At 38.3% G+C, this 16,406-nt stretch carries 16 protein-coding genes; 12 read left to right on the top strand and 4 right to left on the bottom strand.

What is annotated here, in order from left to right:
• Window positions 1–49: 49 nt before the first annotated feature.
• The 4 genes from gyrB to PQ459_16005 all read left to right on the top strand — a co-directional run bounded on the left by gyrB (window position 50) and on the right by PQ459_16005 (window position 4,379).
• Window positions 50–1,984 carry a DNA topoisomerase (ATP-hydrolyzing) subunit B gene (gene gyrB, locus PQ459_16020; protein ID WDF46396.1) on the top strand — a complete coding sequence of 645 codons (1,935 nt, stop codon included), beginning with the start codon at window positions 50–52 and terminating at the stop codon, window positions 1,982–1,984.
• 62 nt (window positions 1,985–2,046) lie between these two features.
• Window positions 2,047–2,832, top strand: a complete 786-nt coding sequence (locus tag PQ459_16015) for an RsiV family protein (GenBank protein ID WDF46395.1) — start codon at window positions 2,047–2,049, stop codon at window positions 2,830–2,832.
• A gap of 1 nt (window position 2,833) precedes the next feature.
• Window positions 2,834–3,283 (top strand): DUF6526 family protein, encoded by a 450-nt coding sequence (locus tag PQ459_16010; protein WDF46394.1) that lies wholly within the window; start codon window positions 2,834–2,836, stop codon window positions 3,281–3,283.
• A 247-nt stretch (window positions 3,284–3,530) separates the two neighbouring features.
• Window positions 3,531–4,379, top strand: coding sequence for a diacylglycerol kinase family protein (locus tag PQ459_16005; GenBank protein WDF46393.1), 849 nt, complete (start codon window positions 3,531–3,533; stop codon window positions 4,377–4,379).
• Window positions 4,380–4,381: 2 nt separating this feature from the next.
• Here PQ459_16005 and PQ459_16000 read toward each other — a convergent pair whose 3' ends face one another.
• Window positions 4,382–4,684: a hypothetical protein gene (locus PQ459_16000; protein ID WDF46392.1), complete on the bottom strand. Its 303-nt coding sequence runs from the start codon at window positions 4,682–4,684 to the stop codon at window positions 4,382–4,384.
• 191 nt (window positions 4,685–4,875) lie between these two features.
• On the opposite strand from PQ459_16000, the gene PQ459_15995 reads away from it, so the two are divergent.
• The 8 genes from PQ459_15995 to PQ459_15960 all read left to right on the top strand — a co-directional run bounded on the left by PQ459_15995 (window position 4,876) and on the right by PQ459_15960 (window position 12,909).
• Window positions 4,876–6,090 (top strand): HD domain-containing protein, encoded by a 1,215-nt coding sequence (locus PQ459_15995; GenBank protein WDF46391.1) that lies wholly within the window; start codon window positions 4,876–4,878, stop codon window positions 6,088–6,090.
• 73 nt (window positions 6,091–6,163) lie between these two features.
• On the top strand, window positions 6,164–7,186 hold the full coding sequence (gene lpxD, locus PQ459_15990) for a UDP-3-O-(3-hydroxymyristoyl)glucosamine N-acyltransferase (protein WDF46390.1): 1,023 nt from the start codon (window positions 6,164–6,166) through the stop codon (window positions 7,184–7,186).
• Window positions 7,187–7,234: 48 nt separating this feature from the next.
• Window positions 7,235–8,629, top strand: a complete 1,395-nt coding sequence (locus PQ459_15985) for a bifunctional UDP-3-O-[3-hydroxymyristoyl] N-acetylglucosamine deacetylase/3-hydroxyacyl-ACP dehydratase (protein ID WDF46389.1) — start codon at window positions 7,235–7,237, stop codon at window positions 8,627–8,629.
• Between the two features lie 3 nt (window positions 8,630–8,632).
• The gene (gene lpxA, locus PQ459_15980) at window positions 8,633–9,421 is read left to right on the top strand and encodes an acyl-ACP--UDP-N-acetylglucosamine O-acyltransferase (protein WDF46388.1); all 789 of its coding nucleotides are present in this window, start codon (window positions 8,633–8,635) and stop codon (window positions 9,419–9,421) included.
• 27 nt (window positions 9,422–9,448) lie between these two features.
• Complete coding sequence (efp, locus tag PQ459_15975) at window positions 9,449–10,012, top strand: elongation factor P (GenBank protein ID WDF46387.1); 564 nt, start codon at window positions 9,449–9,451, stop codon at window positions 10,010–10,012.
• A 229-nt stretch (window positions 10,013–10,241) separates the two neighbouring features.
• Complete coding sequence (locus PQ459_15970) at window positions 10,242–11,144, top strand: LpxD N-terminal domain-containing protein (GenBank protein WDF46386.1); 903 nt, start codon at window positions 10,242–10,244, stop codon at window positions 11,142–11,144.
• 109 nt (window positions 11,145–11,253) lie between these two features.
• Window positions 11,254–12,126: a succinate--CoA ligase subunit alpha gene (gene sucD, locus PQ459_15965; GenBank protein WDF46385.1), complete on the top strand. Its 873-nt coding sequence runs from the start codon at window positions 11,254–11,256 to the stop codon at window positions 12,124–12,126.
• 105 nt (window positions 12,127–12,231) lie between these two features.
• The gene (locus tag PQ459_15960; protein WDF46384.1) at window positions 12,232–12,909 is read left to right on the top strand and encodes a porin family protein; all 678 of its coding nucleotides are present in this window, start codon (window positions 12,232–12,234) and stop codon (window positions 12,907–12,909) included.
• A gap of 52 nt (window positions 12,910–12,961) precedes the next feature.
• Here the strand turns inward: PQ459_15960 and recA are convergent, their stop codons facing one another.
• The 3 genes from recA to gap form a co-directional block, all read right to left on the bottom strand.
• Window positions 12,962–13,963, bottom strand: coding sequence for a recombinase RecA (gene recA, locus PQ459_15955; protein ID WDF46383.1), 1,002 nt, complete (start codon window positions 13,961–13,963; stop codon window positions 12,962–12,964).
• A 163-nt stretch (window positions 13,964–14,126) separates the two neighbouring features.
• On the bottom strand, window positions 14,127–15,257 hold the full coding sequence (locus PQ459_15950; protein WDF46382.1) for an oxygenase MpaB family protein: 1,131 nt from the start codon (window positions 15,255–15,257) through the stop codon (window positions 14,127–14,129).
• Between the two features lie 116 nt (window positions 15,258–15,373).
• The gene (gap, locus tag PQ459_15945; protein WDF46381.1) at window positions 15,374–16,378 is read right to left on the bottom strand and encodes a type I glyceraldehyde-3-phosphate dehydrogenase; all 1,005 of its coding nucleotides are present in this window, start codon (window positions 16,376–16,378) and stop codon (window positions 15,374–15,376) included.
• Window positions 16,379–16,406 lie beyond the last annotated feature (28 nt).

Genomic DNA, 16,406 nt, shown 5'->3' with positions numbered 1-16,406 from the left:
CAAGCTAACTATTTGAAAGATTGAGTCTTATGTCTTTAATATAAAAAATATGAGTCAAAAAGAATATACAGCGAGTAGCATCCAGGCCCTGGAAGGAATGGAACACGTGAGGTTGAGACCATCAATGTACATCGGTGACGTTGGCGTTAGAGGTCTTCACCATTTGGTTTATGAAGTAGTGGACAACTCGATTGATGAGGCGCTGGCAGGCTATTGCGACACAATCAAAGTGACTATTCACGAAGGTGAAAGCATTTCTGTAAAAGATAACGGTCGTGGGATTCCGGTTGATTTCCACGAGAAAGAGCAGAAATCTGCACTAGAGGTGGTAATGACCAAAATCGGAGCTGGTGGTAAGTTTGACAAAGATTCTTACAAAGTTTCCGGTGGTCTTCACGGGGTTGGGGTTTCTTGTGTGAATGCACTTTCAACTTTGTTGGTGGCGACTGTTAGCCGTAATGGAAAACTATATCAACAAAAATATTCTGAAGGAAAAGCGTTGGCAGATGTTGCAGAAATCGGAACGACTTCTGAAAGAGGAACCGAGGTTTTCTTCCAGCCGGACGGAACTATTTTCCAGGAATTGGTGTACAACTACGATACCTTGGCGAACAGACTTAGAGAGTTGTCTTTCCTTAACAAAGGAATTTCCATTACTTTGATTGATGAGAGACATCCAAACGAAGACGGAAGTTTCCAGTCAGAGATTTTTCATTCGGAAGGTGGTCTTAGAGAATTCGTAGAATACATCGATGGAAACCGCGAATCCATTATGGAAAACGTGATTTTTATGGAAAGCGAAAGAGAGGGGATTCCTGTGGAAGTTGCGATGCGTTACAACACGTCGTTTACGGAGAATTTGCACTCTTATGTTAATAATATCAACACCCACGAAGGTGGAACGCACTTGGCAGGTTTCAGAAGAGCATTGACAAGAACGCTTAAAAAATATGCGGATGACCTTGGGATTCCTGCAAAAGAAAAAGTGGAGATTACGGGTGACGATTTCCGTGAAGGATTGACTGCTGTGGTTTCTGTAAAAGTAATGGAACCTCAGTTCGAAGGTCAGACCAAAACGAAATTAGGTAACTCCGAAGTTTCTGGAGCGGTTGATAAAATCGTTGGCGAAATGCTGACAAATTTCCTTGAGGAAAATCCAAACGAAGCAAAAATCATCGTTCAGAAAGTTGTTTTGGCAGCGAAAGCAAGACAGGCAGCGAAGAAAGCGAGAGAAATGGTTCAGAGAAAATCACCAATGGGTGGCTCTGGATTGCCAGGGAAATTGTCAGATTGTTCGTCCAAAGACCCAGCTGAGTCAGAATTGTTCCTTGTCGAGGGAGATTCCGCAGGTGGAACAGCGAAACAAGGTCGTGACCGTCATTTCCAGGCGATTTTGCCTTTGAGAGGTAAGATTTTGAATGTTGAGAAATCAATGCTTCACAAAGTTTATGACAACGAGGAGATTAAAAATATCTATACAGCGCTTGGTGTTTCTGTAGGAACAGAAGAAGATTCCAAAGCTTTGAATATGAGTAAATTAAGATACCACAAAATTGTCATTATGACCGATGCGGATATCGATGGTTCTCACATCTCGACTTTGATTTTGACATTCTTCTTCCGTTTTATGAACGAGATGATCGAGAATGGTTACATCTACATCGCGCAACCGCCTTTGTATCTTTTGAAAAAAGGAAACAAGAAAATCTATGCTTACAACGAAAAAGAGCGTGAACAATTCACTTTGGAATTGGCTCCAGACGGAAAAGGTGTTGAGGTTCAGCGTTATAAAGGTCTTGGGGAGATGAATCCTGAACAGCTTTGGGAAACAACATTGAACCCAGAAAACCGAATCCTGAAACAAGTGACGATTGAAAATGCGGTAGAGGCAGATTCGACTTTCTCAATGTTGATGGGCGATGAGGTTCCACCAAGACGAGAATTTATAGAAAAGAACGCAGTCTACGCAAGAATAGACGTTTAAGTTATAATTTAAAACCTTCCAATTTTGGAAGGTTTTTTGTTATCATTCTAAAAATTAAATTTATGAAAAACTTAATCGCAATTTTATCTTTCGGCGTTTTACTTTCGTCCTGCAATAAAACAGAAAACACAAAAGTTTCCAGCACGAAATCCGATAGCATAGAAACCAAAAAAGAATTCGCCATCGATTCCTTGAGAGTTCAGGATTCTGTGCAGATTGCAAAAACACTGACTTTATCCTTCGAAAAACAAATTTTATTATTCCCAGATATTACCAACAAAACACTTCTCGACAGTATCTACAAACCTGCCAATATCACTTCTCCAGAGTATTCTAAGCAAGCTTTGTCAGCCGTACTTGAGAAACTAAAAGCAGCATCTTTGAAAAAAGATGAATCGCAGGATTATATGCCAGAGTTCAAGCAAACCTGGGAAGAAATGTCTGCAATGAAACTGATTTCTAACCAAGACGATGTGTTGACTTTGCAATACGCAGGAAACGGCTATTCTGGCGGCGCACACGGCTATTATTTCGAAAGTTACAAAGCTTTTGATTTGAAAAATTACAAAGTGATTTCACAAAACGATATTTTCAAAAATCCTACTGATGTCAATTGGAACAAGATTCTTCAAAATCATTTTGATGAGCCAGAGCAAAAAGAGATGTTGTTGGTAGATAAAATTGAACTGAATAATAACTTCTTTTTTGACCAGAATAAAATCACATTCGTTTACAATCAGTACGAAATCACAGCTTATGCGGCTGGCGTGGTTTACATCACTTTAAATTTCAAAGACATCAAGGACCAACTGAAACCAGAATTCATCCAACAATATAAAATCAAATAAAATGAGCAACCAAAATCTTAAGAATTATCGCAAGTTTTATCCATTGCATCATTTTGTGGTTTATCCGGCCGGTTTAGTTTTACTCGTTTTTTCACTTTACAGATTGTGGAAAAACATCAATGTCAACGAAGAGTTTGTATGGATTTGGGCTGCGATTTCTTTCGCTTCAGTTTTGATAATTTTAATATCCTATATGTTGAGACAACATTACGCGGTTGGACTTCAGGACAGAATTATCATTAATGAATTCAAACTTCGCTATTTCACTTTGACAGGCACGAGACTTGAAAGTTTACCATATCAATTTTCCGATTCTCAAGTTTTCGCACTCAGATTTTCAGAAGAAGAAGATTTGATTGAGTTAATGAGCAAAGCAAGCGAAAACGATTGGTCCGCTTCCAAAATCAAAGAAAATATTAGAAACTGGAAAGCCGACAACAGAAGGATTTAATAAAAATATTTTATCTAAAATAGAATTTCAAAGCAACGAGTATTGGTCAAAATAGCTATCAAAGTTCCAGAGAAGAACCAGTCTTAGATTTACCCTAAAATAGAACCGCAGAGCGGAGAAACCATTGGTAGAAAAGAACCGAACAATATATGCAAAGCTCCAGAGGAGCGACCAATTTTTTAAATTAAAAATAAAATAATTCAACAAAATACTCTGAAATCCTCGGAGTATTTTTACTTTTGAACCTATGAACGTAGCCTTCATCATCAACCCATTTTCCGCAAAGAAAAACTACCAACCTTTTTTGGACGAGCTTTCAAAAAAAGTGGAAAATCCTCTGTTTCTGGTTTCAAAATCCCTGGAACATACAGATGCTTTCATTGATGAACATTGGAATGATGTTGACGTTTTTGTGGCTGTTGGTGGCGATGGAACCATTTCTACAGTGGCGAAGAAGCTCATTAATTCAGAAAAAATTCTGGCAGTTTTCCCTGCTGGTTCAGGAAACGGATTTTCCAACGAAACGAATTTTAGCAAAAATATCTCCTTATTATTAGATAAGATTAAAAATGAGAAATTCCGTGAAATCGATACGTTTACGGTGAACGAACATTTCTCCATCAACGTTTCAGGAACTGGTTTTGATGGAAAAGTCGTGAAGGAATTTGAAAAGACCAATCGCGGTTTCAAAAATTACATCAAAGTTTCCATCGAGACATTTTTCAGTTACAAACCAATAACGATTAGGTTTTTCGATTCCAAATTTCAATCCTATAACGGAACTTACTTAATGGTAAATGTCGCCAACACACGACAGTTCGGGAACAACGCTTACATCGCGCCAATGGCGAGCAAAATTGATGGTTTGGTGGATTTGGTTTTAGTCAAAAAGTTTCCGCTTTACTATTCGCCGTTTTTTGCCTATCGGATGTTCACAAAACGTTTAAAAGACGACGATTACGTTTCCTATCTTCCCGTGTCAGAAGTGGAATTTGAAGTCAACACCAAAAATTGGCACATCGATGGCGAATTCAAAAAGATAAAATCCCCGATTCATATTAAAGTATTGCCGAAGAGTTTGAGGATTTTGGTTTGAAATTATTTTTTGCAATTTTCCTTAAATAAGAAAGCTGTTTTATTATTTGATGCATCTTTGTAGACAATATCTTTTACAGGAACATCATATATTTTGTCATCTTCATCATCTTTTCGCCAATCATTCGCATACTTTAGCATTGCAGTGGTTTTGTTGCTACAATTAGCATTTATGTAATATTCACTTTTTGATATTGCTGGATCATTTTGTTCTGTATATTCTATTCTAAACCAGAAAAAAAATTCTTCTTTTAATGTTTTGTCTAGTTTGTAAGATAATGTATTTCCGTCTTTATCTTTGCCCAAAGAAATGAATTTATTTTCTTGAGCCTTATAATAGAGACTGAAAAAAACAATAGAATAAAAGGAAGTTTATTTTTCATAGTTATTAGATTATTTACTAGGCAAATATAATCCAATTTTTATTTTCCCAAAAAAATCGTCCAATTTCCCTATTTTTGTATCATTCATCAATAATCATTTATCAATTATAACCGGTGCAGAATAAACTCAAAATCATCAACGACCCCGTTCACGGCTTTATCAAAATTCCACACGAGATTCTGTTTGACGTCATAGAACATCCTTATTTTCAAAGACTAAGACGCATTTCGCAAACCGGCTTGCTTTCACTGATTTTTCCCGGCGCAAAACATACCAGATTTCACCACGCTTTGGGTGCGATGAATCTGATGTTCAAAGCATTGGAAACTTTGAAGTTGAAAGGAATCAAAATTTCAAAAGAGGAAGAAGAAGCCGCAATGTTGGCGATTTTGATGCACGATATTGGTCACGGTCCGTTTTCCCACGCGTTGGAAAACAGGTTGATGGACGATTGGCACCACGAGAAAATTTCAATTTTGTTGATGACCAGATTGAATGAAGAGTTTGATGGAAAATTAGATTTAGCGATTGAAATGTTCCAAGGAAAATACCACAGAATGTTTTTCAACCAATTGATTTCCTCGCAGTTGGATGTGGATAGAATGGATTATTTGAAGCGTGACAGTTTCTACACAGGCGTTTCGGAAGGCGACGTGAATGTTGAAAGAATCATTTCAATGATGAACGTGAGCAACGAAAAATTGGTCATTGATGCAAAAGGAATTTATTCCATAGAAAATTATTTGACCGCCAGAATGTTTATGTATTGGCAGGTTTATTACCACAAAACGGCAGCGCTGGCAGAACACGTTTTGGTTCAGATTCTTAACAGAGCGAAATATTTGGTTTCGCAAAATTTGGAATTGGATGCGCCATCCAACCTGAAATATTTTTTGATTAAAAATAAATTTGATGAAGCCACGGAAGAAGACATCAGAAGATTCACAATGCTCGATGATATGGATGTTTTCCAGGCGATAAAAGAATGGACAGAGAATCCTGATTTTATTTTAGCTAAGCTTTGCAAAGTGGTAATTTATAGAGATTTTCCGAAAAGTATCATTTCATCAAAACCATTTTCTCAAGAATTTATTCAAGAAAAAATTGACAAGACCAATCAATATTTTAATATTAATAATGCAGAAGAATTGGTTGGCCAGATTTCCAGAATGCTCTTGCCGTATGATACTGAAAGACAGCCAATTTATCTGATGAATAAAGTTGGTGAAACGTTCAAATTGGAAGAATCGGAAAATCAGATTTTGTTTGGCTGTATGGAAAATGCGACCAAGAAATACATTGTTTATTTCCCAAGAGAGATTTTATAGGTAAAGTAAAAGTAAGTTTGATTCGTCATAAAAAATTAATGGTTAATTAATAAAATATTTATCTTTGCAAACTATGGAATTTACTGCGCAACAAATTGCAAATTTTATAAACGGGAAAATCATCGGAAATCCCGAAACGGTCATCACAGGCGTTTCTCCTATTGAGAATGGAGAGAAGGGACATTTGTCTTTTATTGGACAATCCAGATTTTTAGAATTTTTGGAGAATACAGAATGCGCAGTTCTAATTGTTTCAGAAAGCTTAATAGTAGAAAATAAAGATTACAAACCAGCAATTATTGCTGTAGAAGATGCCTATTTGTCTTTCCAGGTCTTGATGAATCTTTACCAGGAAATGCAGGGCAGAAGAACAGGGATTGAGCCTGGCTCTTTCTTTCACGAGACTGCAAAAGTAGGAGAGGATGTTTACATTGGTGCATTCACTTACGTTTCGGAAAAAGCAGATATTGGTGACGGAACACAAATTTTCCCTCACGTTTACGTCGGCAAAGGCGTGAAGATCGGAAAAAACTGTAAAATTGACAGTGGTGCAAGAATCTATGATTATTGTATCGTGGGTGATAATTGTGTCATCCATTCCAATACCGTTGTTGGTGGCGATGGATTTGGTTTCCAGCCAACTGCTGAAGGTTTCAAGAAAATTCCACAGCTAGGAAATGTTATCATTGAAGATGATGTTGAGATTGGTTCCAATTGCAGTATCGACCGTGCAACCATCGGTTCAACGGTTATCGGCAAAGGAACTAAAATCGATAATTTGATTCAAATAGCCCATAATGTGAAAATCGGTCAAAACAATGTAATAGCAGCTCAAGCTGGGATTGCAGGTTCTACTATTATTGGAGACTGGAATCAGATTGGAGGTCAAGTTGGAATCGTTGGTCATATCAAAATTGGCAATCAAGTCAAGATCCAAGCACAAAGTGGGGTAAACCACGCAGCTAAAGATGGTGAGACACTTTATGGTTCGCCAGCGATCAATTACAGCGATTACAGAAGAAATTACGTACATTTCCGTAATTTTACCGACATAGTCAAGAGAATAAACGATTTAGAAAATAAAAAATCAGAGTAAAGGTATCAGGAGCCAAGACACAGTTCTTCCCGCCTCAAAACTATTACAATGAGTGATAAACAAAAAACAATCAGAGAAGAGATCAAACTTTCGGGTATCGGTCTTCACACAGGTAGAGAAGTTAATCTTACTATCAAACCGGCTAAGGAAAACACCGGATTTGTTTTCGTAAGAACAGATCTAGAAGGTCATCCTCAGGTAGAGGCTGACGTCAATTATGTAACCACTACAGAAAGAGGAACCACTCTGGAAAAGTTAGGGGTCAAAATCCACACTTGCGAGCATCTTTTGGCTGCTTTGGTCGGGATGGATATTGATAATGCCTTCCTTGAAATGAATAGTGCAGAGCCACCGATCTTGGATGGATCTTCCAAATATTTTGTAGAAGCTATCGAGAAGGCTGGCGTTAAGGAACAAGATCTTGCAAGAGAATATCTTGTGGTGAAGGAAGTGATGAACTACATCGATCCTTCAACAGGTTCCGAGATCACAGTCATTCCTGCAGACGATTACGAGATTACAACTATGGTAGATTTTGGAACCAAAGTTCTTGGAACCCAAAATGCCAGTATGAAAAATCTTTCCGAGTTTAAGGACGAGATTGCACCAGCGAGAACATTCAGTTTCTTGCACGAGTTGGAGCAACTTTTGGATGCGAATCTTATCAAAGGTGGCGATATCAGCAATGCTATCGTTTATGTTGATAAAGAGTTGACGCCGGAAACCACAGAAAAACTGAAATTAGCTTTCGGTAAAGACGAAGTTTCTATCCGTCCAAACGGAATCCTCGACAATCTTACCCTTAACTTCCCAAATGAAGCCGCCCGTCACAAACTATTGGATGTGATCGGAGATCTGGCTTTGGTTGGCGTAAGGATCAAAGGTAGAGTGATTGCCAACAAACCTGGACACTTTGTAAATACGCAGTTCGCAAAAAAACTAAACAGACAATACAAATTGCAAAAAAGAAAAAATGTTCCTGATTTTGATCTCAAAGCAGAACCTATTTTTGACATCAATGGCATTATGAAATTATTGCCTCACAGACCACCGTTTCTTCTAGTTGATAAGATCTTACAATTGTCAGAGACCCACGTGGTTGGACTGAAGAATGTTTCTATGAACGAGCCATTTTTCGTAGGTCACTTCCCGAAAGAACCAGTAATGCCAGGTGTTTTGCAAATCGAGGCGATGGCTCAGGTTGGTGGGATTTTGGTTTTGGCAAATGTTCCAGATCCGGAAAATTACTCCACTTACTTTGTGAAGATGGACAATGTGAAATTTAAGAAAAAAGTAGTTCCAGGAGATCAACTGATATTCAAAATTGAATTGATAGAACCGATCAGAAGAGGAATCGTACATATGCAGGGTTACGGTTATGTGGGAGACAGCGTAGTTGTAGAAGCTGAGTTGATGGCCCAAGTTGCAAAAACAAAAAATTAATCTATGATTCATCAGCTTACAGCAGTAGATCCTCGAGCAAAAATCGGTAAGAATGTTACGATAGAACCTTTTACAACTATAGGTGCGAACGTAACAGTCGGTTCTGACACTTGGATTGGTCCCAATGTGACCATCATGGAAAATGTAAAAATTGGTAAAAATTGTAAGATTTTTCCAGGAACAGTAATTGGTGCCGTTCCACAAGATCTTAAATTTGAAGGCGAAGATACTCAGGTAATTATCGGAGACGGAACCACGTTAAGAGAATGTGTGACAATCAACAGAGGAACAAAAGCTTTAGGATATACAAAAATTGGAAACAATTGTCTGATCATGGCAACTTCCCACGTAGCGCACGATTGCATCGTAGGTGACAATGTCATCATTGCAAACGGTTGTGGAATTGCAGGACACGTTGAGATCGGAGATTTTGTGGTAATGGGCGGACTGTCTGCCGTACAACAATTTGGAAAGATCGGAAAACACGTAATGATCTCTGGAGGCTCATTGATCAGAAAAGATATTCCACCTTACGTAAAAGTAGCAAGAGAACCAATTTCTTACGCCGGAATCAATTCTGTAGGATTGAGAAGAAGAGGTTTTACGAATGACAAGATCTTCGAGATCCAAAAGATCTACAGAGCCATCTTCCAAATGAAAATGAATACAACCCAAGCAATTGAATTCATCGAAAAAGAAATGCTTCCAACAGTGGAAAGAGATGAGATCATCCAATTCATCCAAAACTCTCCAAGAGGTATTGTAAAAGGTTACGGATCCAATAAAGAATAAAAAATAATACAAGTTTATATATAACTAATGGCAACAAGCAACGATATAAGAAAAGGACTTTGCATCGAATTCAGCAATGATATTTTCAAAGTGATCGAGTTTCTACACGTAAAACCAGGAAAAGGTCCTGCTTTCGTAAGAACGAAATTGAAATCTGTAACCAACGGAAAAGTATTGGACAACACTTTCTCCGCAGGTCATAAGATCGACGAAGTAAAAGTGATCACAAGAAAATTCCAGTATCTGTATGATGATGAGAATGGATTCCACTTTATGAACAACGAGGATTTTTCTCAGCTTTATCTTAACAAAGAAATGATTGAAAACTCTAATCTTATGAAAGCTGGAGAAGAGGTGACAATTATCCTGAAAGAAGCAGACGAAACTCCACTTTCTGCAGAACTTCCACAATCCGTTTATCTGGAAGTGGTAGAAGCAGATCCGGGCGTGAAAGGAAACACAGCGACCAACGCACTGAAAAATGCGATCGTAGAAACAGGCGCAAGAGTAATGGTTCCATTATTCATCGAGCCAGGCGACAAGATCAAGATCAGTACAGAGGACGGTTCGTACCTTGAAAGAGTAAAATAAAACAAAATATAGGATGGAAGTCTGAAGTTGATCTTCACACTTCCATTTTTATTTTAAAACCAAATAATTATTAGGGCAGCTTTATCCGCCTTCCGTTCCCGCTTTTTTCTTTTCCCAGGCTTTGTCCCAGACAAAAAGAAAAAGAGCTCCACTCAAGTCGGGCTGCAGATTCGTATCCACAAAAACGATTTCCATCTAATACCAAATGTCTTAATTCTAACATCTCACTATGACATTCAATCAGCCACAACAACTCAAGACCATTGCTGATATCATCAATGCAAAATACATCGGCCCAGAAGATTTCCCAGTCTTAGGAACCAACGAAATTCATATGGTAAAAGCCGGAGAAATTGTCTTCGTCAACCATCCAAAATATTACGACAAAGCGCTCAATTCTGCCGCCACGATCATTCTAATAGACAAAGAAGTAGAATGCCCGGTCGGAAAAGCACTTTTGGTCTCCGATGATCCTTTCAGGGATTTTAATAAGATCAATACACATTTCACAAGGATCTCAAACTTCAGAGAAGAACTTCACGACCTGGAAGTGGGAGACGGAACGTTCATTCACCCTTCAGTCGTCATTGGAAACGATGTGAAAATAGGAAAGAACTGCCACATTTTCCCGAATGTTGTGATTGGCGATAGAACCGTTATTGGTGATAATGTGATCATCCAGGCCAACACAGTTTTAGGGGGTGACGCATTTTATTACAGAAAACTCAACGGAAATTTTGATAGACTGATCTCTGTCGGAAACGTCATCATCGAAAATAATGTAGAGATCGGAAACGGTTGCACCATCGATCGAGGCGTAACGGATCCAACGATTATTGGAGAAGGCAGTATTTTGGACAATCAGATCCAAATTGGTCACGACACGATCATTGGTAAAAGATGTCTTATCGCTTCTCAAACCGGAATTGCAGGCTGCTGCATCATCGAGGATGAAGTGACGATCTGGGGACAAGTGGGAATGGCCTCTGGTGTAAGAATCGAAAAAGGAACTGTTCTACTAGCAAAATGTGGTGTGAACAGAGATTTGAAAAAAGGAACTTACTTTGGCCCAATTGCCGAAGAATTCCGAGATTATCTCAGAAAAGAGGTTAAACTCAAAAATCTGAAGTAAATCATATTTTATTAATCTAAAAAATTATTGATTACAAGAAATTTTTGGATTATTATCGTTATTTTTGCGAGTAACAAAGTTTTATAAAATCAATAAATTACAATAAAAAATGTCAGTATTAGTAAACAAAGATTCTAAAGTTATCGTACAAGGATTTACAGGTAACGAAGGTACTTTCCACGCAGGTCAAATGATCGATTACGGAACCAACGTTGTTGGTGGTGTAACTCCAGGAAAAGGAGGTTCTGAGCACCTTGGTAAGCCAGTTTTCAATTCTGTGGCAGAAGCTGTGGAGAAAGCAGGAGCTAATGTGAGTATTATTTTCGTTCCGCCTGCATTTGCTGCAGATGCTGTAATGGAAGCTGCTGAGGCAGGTATCAAAGTTATTGTATGTATCACAGAAGGGATTCCTGTTGCTGATATGGTAAAAGTTAAGGATTATATCCAAGACAGAGATGTTCGTTTGATCGGTCCAAACTGTCCTGGTATCATCACTTCAGACGAAGCGAAAATCGGAATTATGCCAGGTTTCGTTTTCAAAAAAGGAAAAGTTGGGATTGTTTCAAAATCTGGAACTTTAACTTACGAAGCTGCAGATCAAGTGGTGAAAGCTGGTTTCGGCGTTTCTACAGCGATCGGAATCGGTGGAGATCCAATCATTGGAACGACTACAAAAGAAGCTTTGGAATTGTTCATCAACGATCCAGAAACGGAAGCGGTTGTAATGATCGGTGAGATCGGTGGATCTTTGGAAGCTGAAGCTGCAAGATGGTACAAAGCGAGTGGTTCTACAAAACCAGTTGTAGGTTTCATCGCTGGACAAACAGCTCCAAAAGGAAGAACAATGGGTCACGCAGGTGCAATTGTAGGTGGTGATGATGATACGGCACAAGCGAAAATGGCAATCATGGCAGAAAACGGAATTCACGTCGTAGATTCTCCAGCAGAAATTGGAGTAACTGTAGCGAAAGTTTTAGCATAATATAATTGACTAAAATCTTTTATTAAATATATTTTGAGAAGCTCAGATAGGGCTTCTCAATTTTTTTATTTAAATTTGACAAGAAAAATATTTTAAAACACATTTATGAAAAAAATACTTTTTGCATCTCTAGTTTTGTCTTCCTTTCTATCACAGGCACAGATTGATTTCAGATCAACTGAATTTGGTGTTGTAGCGGGAGGAACATATTCCAGAGTTCGAAATGCTCATAATCCTTCAGGACCTAGGTTTTCTGTTTTGGGAGGTGTAACTGCACAAGTTCCAGTCGGCTCCAGCGAGCAGTTTTACATCCAGGCAGAAGCTCTGTACTTCGGAGCTGGTGAAGGCGGGGATAGAGAATATGAAAAGGCTAAAGGCTGGGATCACGCTGTGTATGCCAACAATTATTTGAGTGTTCCTTTTAATTTTAAAGCGTATTTTTCTGAAGCAGAATCTGAATTTTATGGATTGATTGGTCCTAGATTCAATTTTTTAATCAGTCAGAAGGTTAAAAATTATCCCGAGGGAAGAGATTATTACGATCCAAATATTATAAACCCAGAGTATCCAGATATTAATGGAAAAGCTAATTCTTTTAATATCGGAGTGGGAGCGGGCGTAGGTTACAGCTACAAACGACAGTTAGAGATTGCGATAAAATATGATATTGGTCTTTCCAATGCATATCCTAATCTTGTAGAATCCTGGACGCTGGATCCTAATACACAAAAGAAAAAATCAGAACAAGTTTTAAGTTTAGGACTTACTTACTTCTTTAAATAAAAAATAAAAGGCTGTGAAATTTCACAGCCTTTTGTTCAATATAACGTTGATGTTATTTATTTTTGATGATCTCTCTGATCTTACCTTCGATTTCCTCAGAAAGTTCAGGATTATCTTTCAATACGTCTTTCACAGCATCACGGCCTTGACCCAATTTGGTGTCTTCGTAGCTGAACCAAGATCCACTTTTCTTAACTACAGCAAGATCTACCGCAGTATCCAAGATCTCTCCAGACTTAGAAATTCCTTCACCGTACATAATGTCAAATTCAGCCATTTTGAAAGGTGGCGCTACTTTGTTTTTCACAACCTTCACTTTTACACGGCTTCCAACAGCTTCGTCACCATTCTTGATCGGTGCACTTGCTTTTCTGATGTCAATTCTTACAGAAGCGTAGAATTTCAATGCGTTTCCACCAGTTGTCGTTTCTGGGTTACCGAACATCACACCGATCTTCTCACGAAGCTGGTTGATGAAGATCACAGTACATTTTGTTCTTGAGATCGAACCTGTCAATTTTCTCAAAGCCTGAGACATCAATCTTGCGTGAAGACCCATTTTCGAATCTCCCATTTCACCTTCGATCTCTGCTTTCGGCGTCAATGCGGCAACGGAATCGATCACCACGATATCAATTGCACCTGAACGAATCAAGTTGTCTGCAATTTCCAAAGCTTGCTCACCATTGTCTGGTTGAGAGATGATCAAGTTTTCCAGATCCACACCCAATTTTGCAGCGTAGCTTCTGTCGAATGCGTGCTCTGCATCTATGAAAGCAGCGATTCCACCAGTTTTTTGAGCTTCCGCAATTGCGTGTAAAGTCAAGGTTGTTTTACCGGAAGATTCTGGTCCGTAGATCTCGATCACTCTTCCTCTTGGGTAGCCACCAACACCTAAAGCCAGGTCAATTCCCAATGAACCCGATGGAATTACTTCTATCGTGTGGTCCACAGAATCCTCGCCCAAAGTCATTACGGTTCCTTTTCCGTAGGTTTTATCTAGTTTTTCCAGCACCAGTTGTAGTGCTTTTTTCTTATCGTCGTTTGTACTCATTATGTCAAAAAATTATTCTCAAAAATACGGAATTTTAAAATCAAAATCCAATATTATTTTAGTTTGCGGTTTTAATTTATCAATTGAAAATTAGTGAAAATTTGAATTTTTTGTGATGTTCAAATAATCCATCAGAACTTTCATTTGGTCTTTATTTCCCTTCTTAATTCTTAATTCTTGCTTCTCGGCTGATTGTTTTTTCATAGATTTTGTTGAAAATCTTTTTTGAAACAGGAAATAGGTTTCTGTTTTTCACTTTCGGAATTTCCAATCTTTCACAAACTTCATTGTCTAATAAAAACCAAGTGCAACAGATGTGCAGATAGCGTAGGTTTCGCCTTTGAAAATCAAATTTAAGGATAGGATTCTCCAATGATTCATTTAATAACGAATGTGCTAGCAAAACGGAATCTTTGTCCGCTGAAGGTTGCACAGAAGTCCATAGATAAAAATATTCTGTCGCTTGCTTTTTGTCATCGGGTAGAAGGTTCTCTGGAATTCCCAACAAATAGCCGACATATTTCCAAAGGTGAAAAAGTCCTTTTTCCTCTTGCTCAGAAAAGGTGTTTCCCAATTTTTTCAAACTGTATAAAAACACCAGACTGAAACCGATGTAAGTTGCCATCATATCCCAGGAATTAATGGGTTCTCCCCAGTTTTTCGTATCCCAATTTTTATAATGTTTCTTGATGGAAAGTCTTGCGTAGGAATGGATGAGTCTTGTTTTGATGGCAAACTGGTAACCTTTTCGCTGGGCGAGAAGTGAGTCGGGTCGGGTAACATTAACCCAAAAATCCAAAGTTTCGGATAGGCGTTTCACGGCACCTTTTTTCAAGGCTTCTGTTACAATCAATGGTTTATTGAGATAGGCATAATCGTAGCCACCAATCAAACAATAATCTCTCAGGGAAATCAAAGAATCCACATTGCAACGCATACAGAGTTCGGCGCCACTTTTTATCAATTCAAAATCTACCCAATCTGGAACTGACTGAGTTTGTCCAAAAAGTAATTTGACACTTTCTGGAACATCATCGTTCTCAGAAATGCCATTTCTGATATAATTTTCAATTTGTTTTGAAGCTTCGGGAAAGGATTGTGTGAAGTAAATGTCTTTGACGACTTCATCTCCGATTTCATCAACGTGATAATAATATTTAGAAAATTTATCAAAATCTTTAAAGCTGACTTCTGCGCTGGAAAATTCTATGAGTTGTTTACCGTTCCCGGTTTCCCAAAAGTTTTTGAAATGTGCTGAATCTCTGAATCGAGGTTGTAGAATTGATTTGTCCATCTAGGATAAAGTTACAATTATTGCTCCAAAATTGGACGCTGAGTTTTATCATTGATTAAAATAAAAAAACCTTCCAAAATGAATTGAAAGGTTTCAGTTTTATTGAATGATTCAGATTACAAAGAAGCTGAATGTACAAGCATATCTGCCAATTTGTTAGAATAGCCCCATTCGTTGTCGTACCAAGATACCAATTTCACGAAAGTTGGGTTCAACATAATTCCAGCCTCTTTATCGAAGATAGAAGTTCTAGAATCGCTTACGAAATCCTGAGAAACTACAGCATCTTCCGTATATCCAAGGATACCTTTAAGGTCACCTTCAGATGCAGTTTTGATTGCTGCGCAGATCTCTTCGTAAGAAGTTGGTTTGTCCAATTTTACAGTTAAATCTACTACAGAAACGTCAGCAGTTGGAACTCTGAAAGACATTCCAGTCAATTTCCCGTTTAGAGATGGGATCACTTTTCCTACCGCTTTTGCAGCTCCTGTAGAAGAAGGGATGATGTTGTTCAATGCAGATCTACCACCTCTCCAGTCTTTTGCGGACGGTCCATCTACAGTTTTCTGAGTTGCAGTTGTAGCGTGTACAGTTGTCATAAGACCTTCTGCGATCCCGAAGTTATCGTGAATCACTTTTGCAAGAGGTGCAAGACAGTTAGTCGTACAAGATGCGTTTGAGAAGATAGCGATATCGCTGGTCAATTCTTTGTGGTTTACACCCATTACGAACATTGGTGTATCATCTTTTGGTGGTGCAGAAAGGATCACTTTCTTAGCTCCGGCGTTGATATGAGCTTGTGCAGTTTCTTTAGACAAGAATAATCCTGTAGATTCTACAATATATTCTGCACCTACTTCATTCCATTTTAGGTTGTTAGGATCTTTCTCAGCAGTTACACGGATTGTTTTTCCGTTTACCACAAGGTTGTTACCTTGAACTGATACTTCTCCTTTGAACGTTCCGTGAACTGAATCGTACTTTAGCATGTAAGCCATGTATTCTGCATCGATAAGGTCATTGATCCCTACAACTTCGATATTTTCTCTTTCAGTCATTGCTCTGAAAACTAAACGTCCGATTCTTCCGAATCCGTTGATTCCTACTTTAATTGTTGACATATTATTTTAAAATATTAAGGTTTTTTTT

It is taken from the genome of Chryseobacterium sp. KACC 21268, from assembly GCA_028736075.1.
In the GTDB taxonomy this organism is placed as follows: Bacteria; Bacteroidota; Bacteroidia; order Flavobacteriales; family Weeksellaceae; genus Epilithonimonas.
This window is presented reverse-complemented; position numbering and strand designations above follow the sequence as displayed.

Coding starts and splice junctions, on each gene's coding strand:
- PQ459_16010 (WDF46394.1), top strand. CDS start 2,834: ATGAGCAACCAAAATCTTAAGAATTATCGCAAGTTTTATCCATTGCAT.
- PQ459_15985 (WDF46389.1), top strand. CDS start 7,235: ATGAGTGATAAACAAAAAACAATCAGAGAAGAGATCAAACTTTCGGGT.
- PQ459_16015 (WDF46395.1), top strand. CDS start 2,047: ATGAAAAACTTAATCGCAATTTTATCTTTCGGCGTTTTACTTTCGTCC.
- PQ459_15960 (WDF46384.1), top strand. CDS start 12,232: ATGAAAAAAATACTTTTTGCATCTCTAGTTTTGTCTTCCTTTCTATCA.
- PQ459_15950 (WDF46382.1), bottom strand. CDS start 15,257: ATGGACAAATCAATTCTACAACCTCGATTCAGAGATTCAGCACATTTC.
- PQ459_16005 (WDF46393.1), top strand. CDS start 3,531: ATGAACGTAGCCTTCATCATCAACCCATTTTCCGCAAAGAAAAACTAC.
- sucD (WDF46385.1), top strand. CDS start 11,254: ATGTCAGTATTAGTAAACAAAGATTCTAAAGTTATCGTACAAGGATTT.
- PQ459_15970 (WDF46386.1), top strand. CDS start 10,242: ATGACATTCAATCAGCCACAACAACTCAAGACCATTGCTGATATCATC.
- lpxA (WDF46388.1), top strand. CDS start 8,633: ATGATTCATCAGCTTACAGCAGTAGATCCTCGAGCAAAAATCGGTAAG.
- recA (WDF46383.1), bottom strand. CDS start 13,963: ATGAGTACAAACGACGATAAGAAAAAAGCACTACAACTGGTGCTGGAA.
- gyrB (WDF46396.1), top strand. CDS start 50: ATGAGTCAAAAAGAATATACAGCGAGTAGCATCCAGGCCCTGGAAGGA.
- gap (WDF46381.1), bottom strand. CDS start 16,378: ATGTCAACAATTAAAGTAGGAATCAACGGATTCGGAAGAATCGGACGT.
- lpxD (WDF46390.1), top strand. CDS start 6,164: ATGGAATTTACTGCGCAACAAATTGCAAATTTTATAAACGGGAAAATC.
- efp (WDF46387.1), top strand. CDS start 9,449: ATGGCAACAAGCAACGATATAAGAAAAGGACTTTGCATCGAATTCAGC.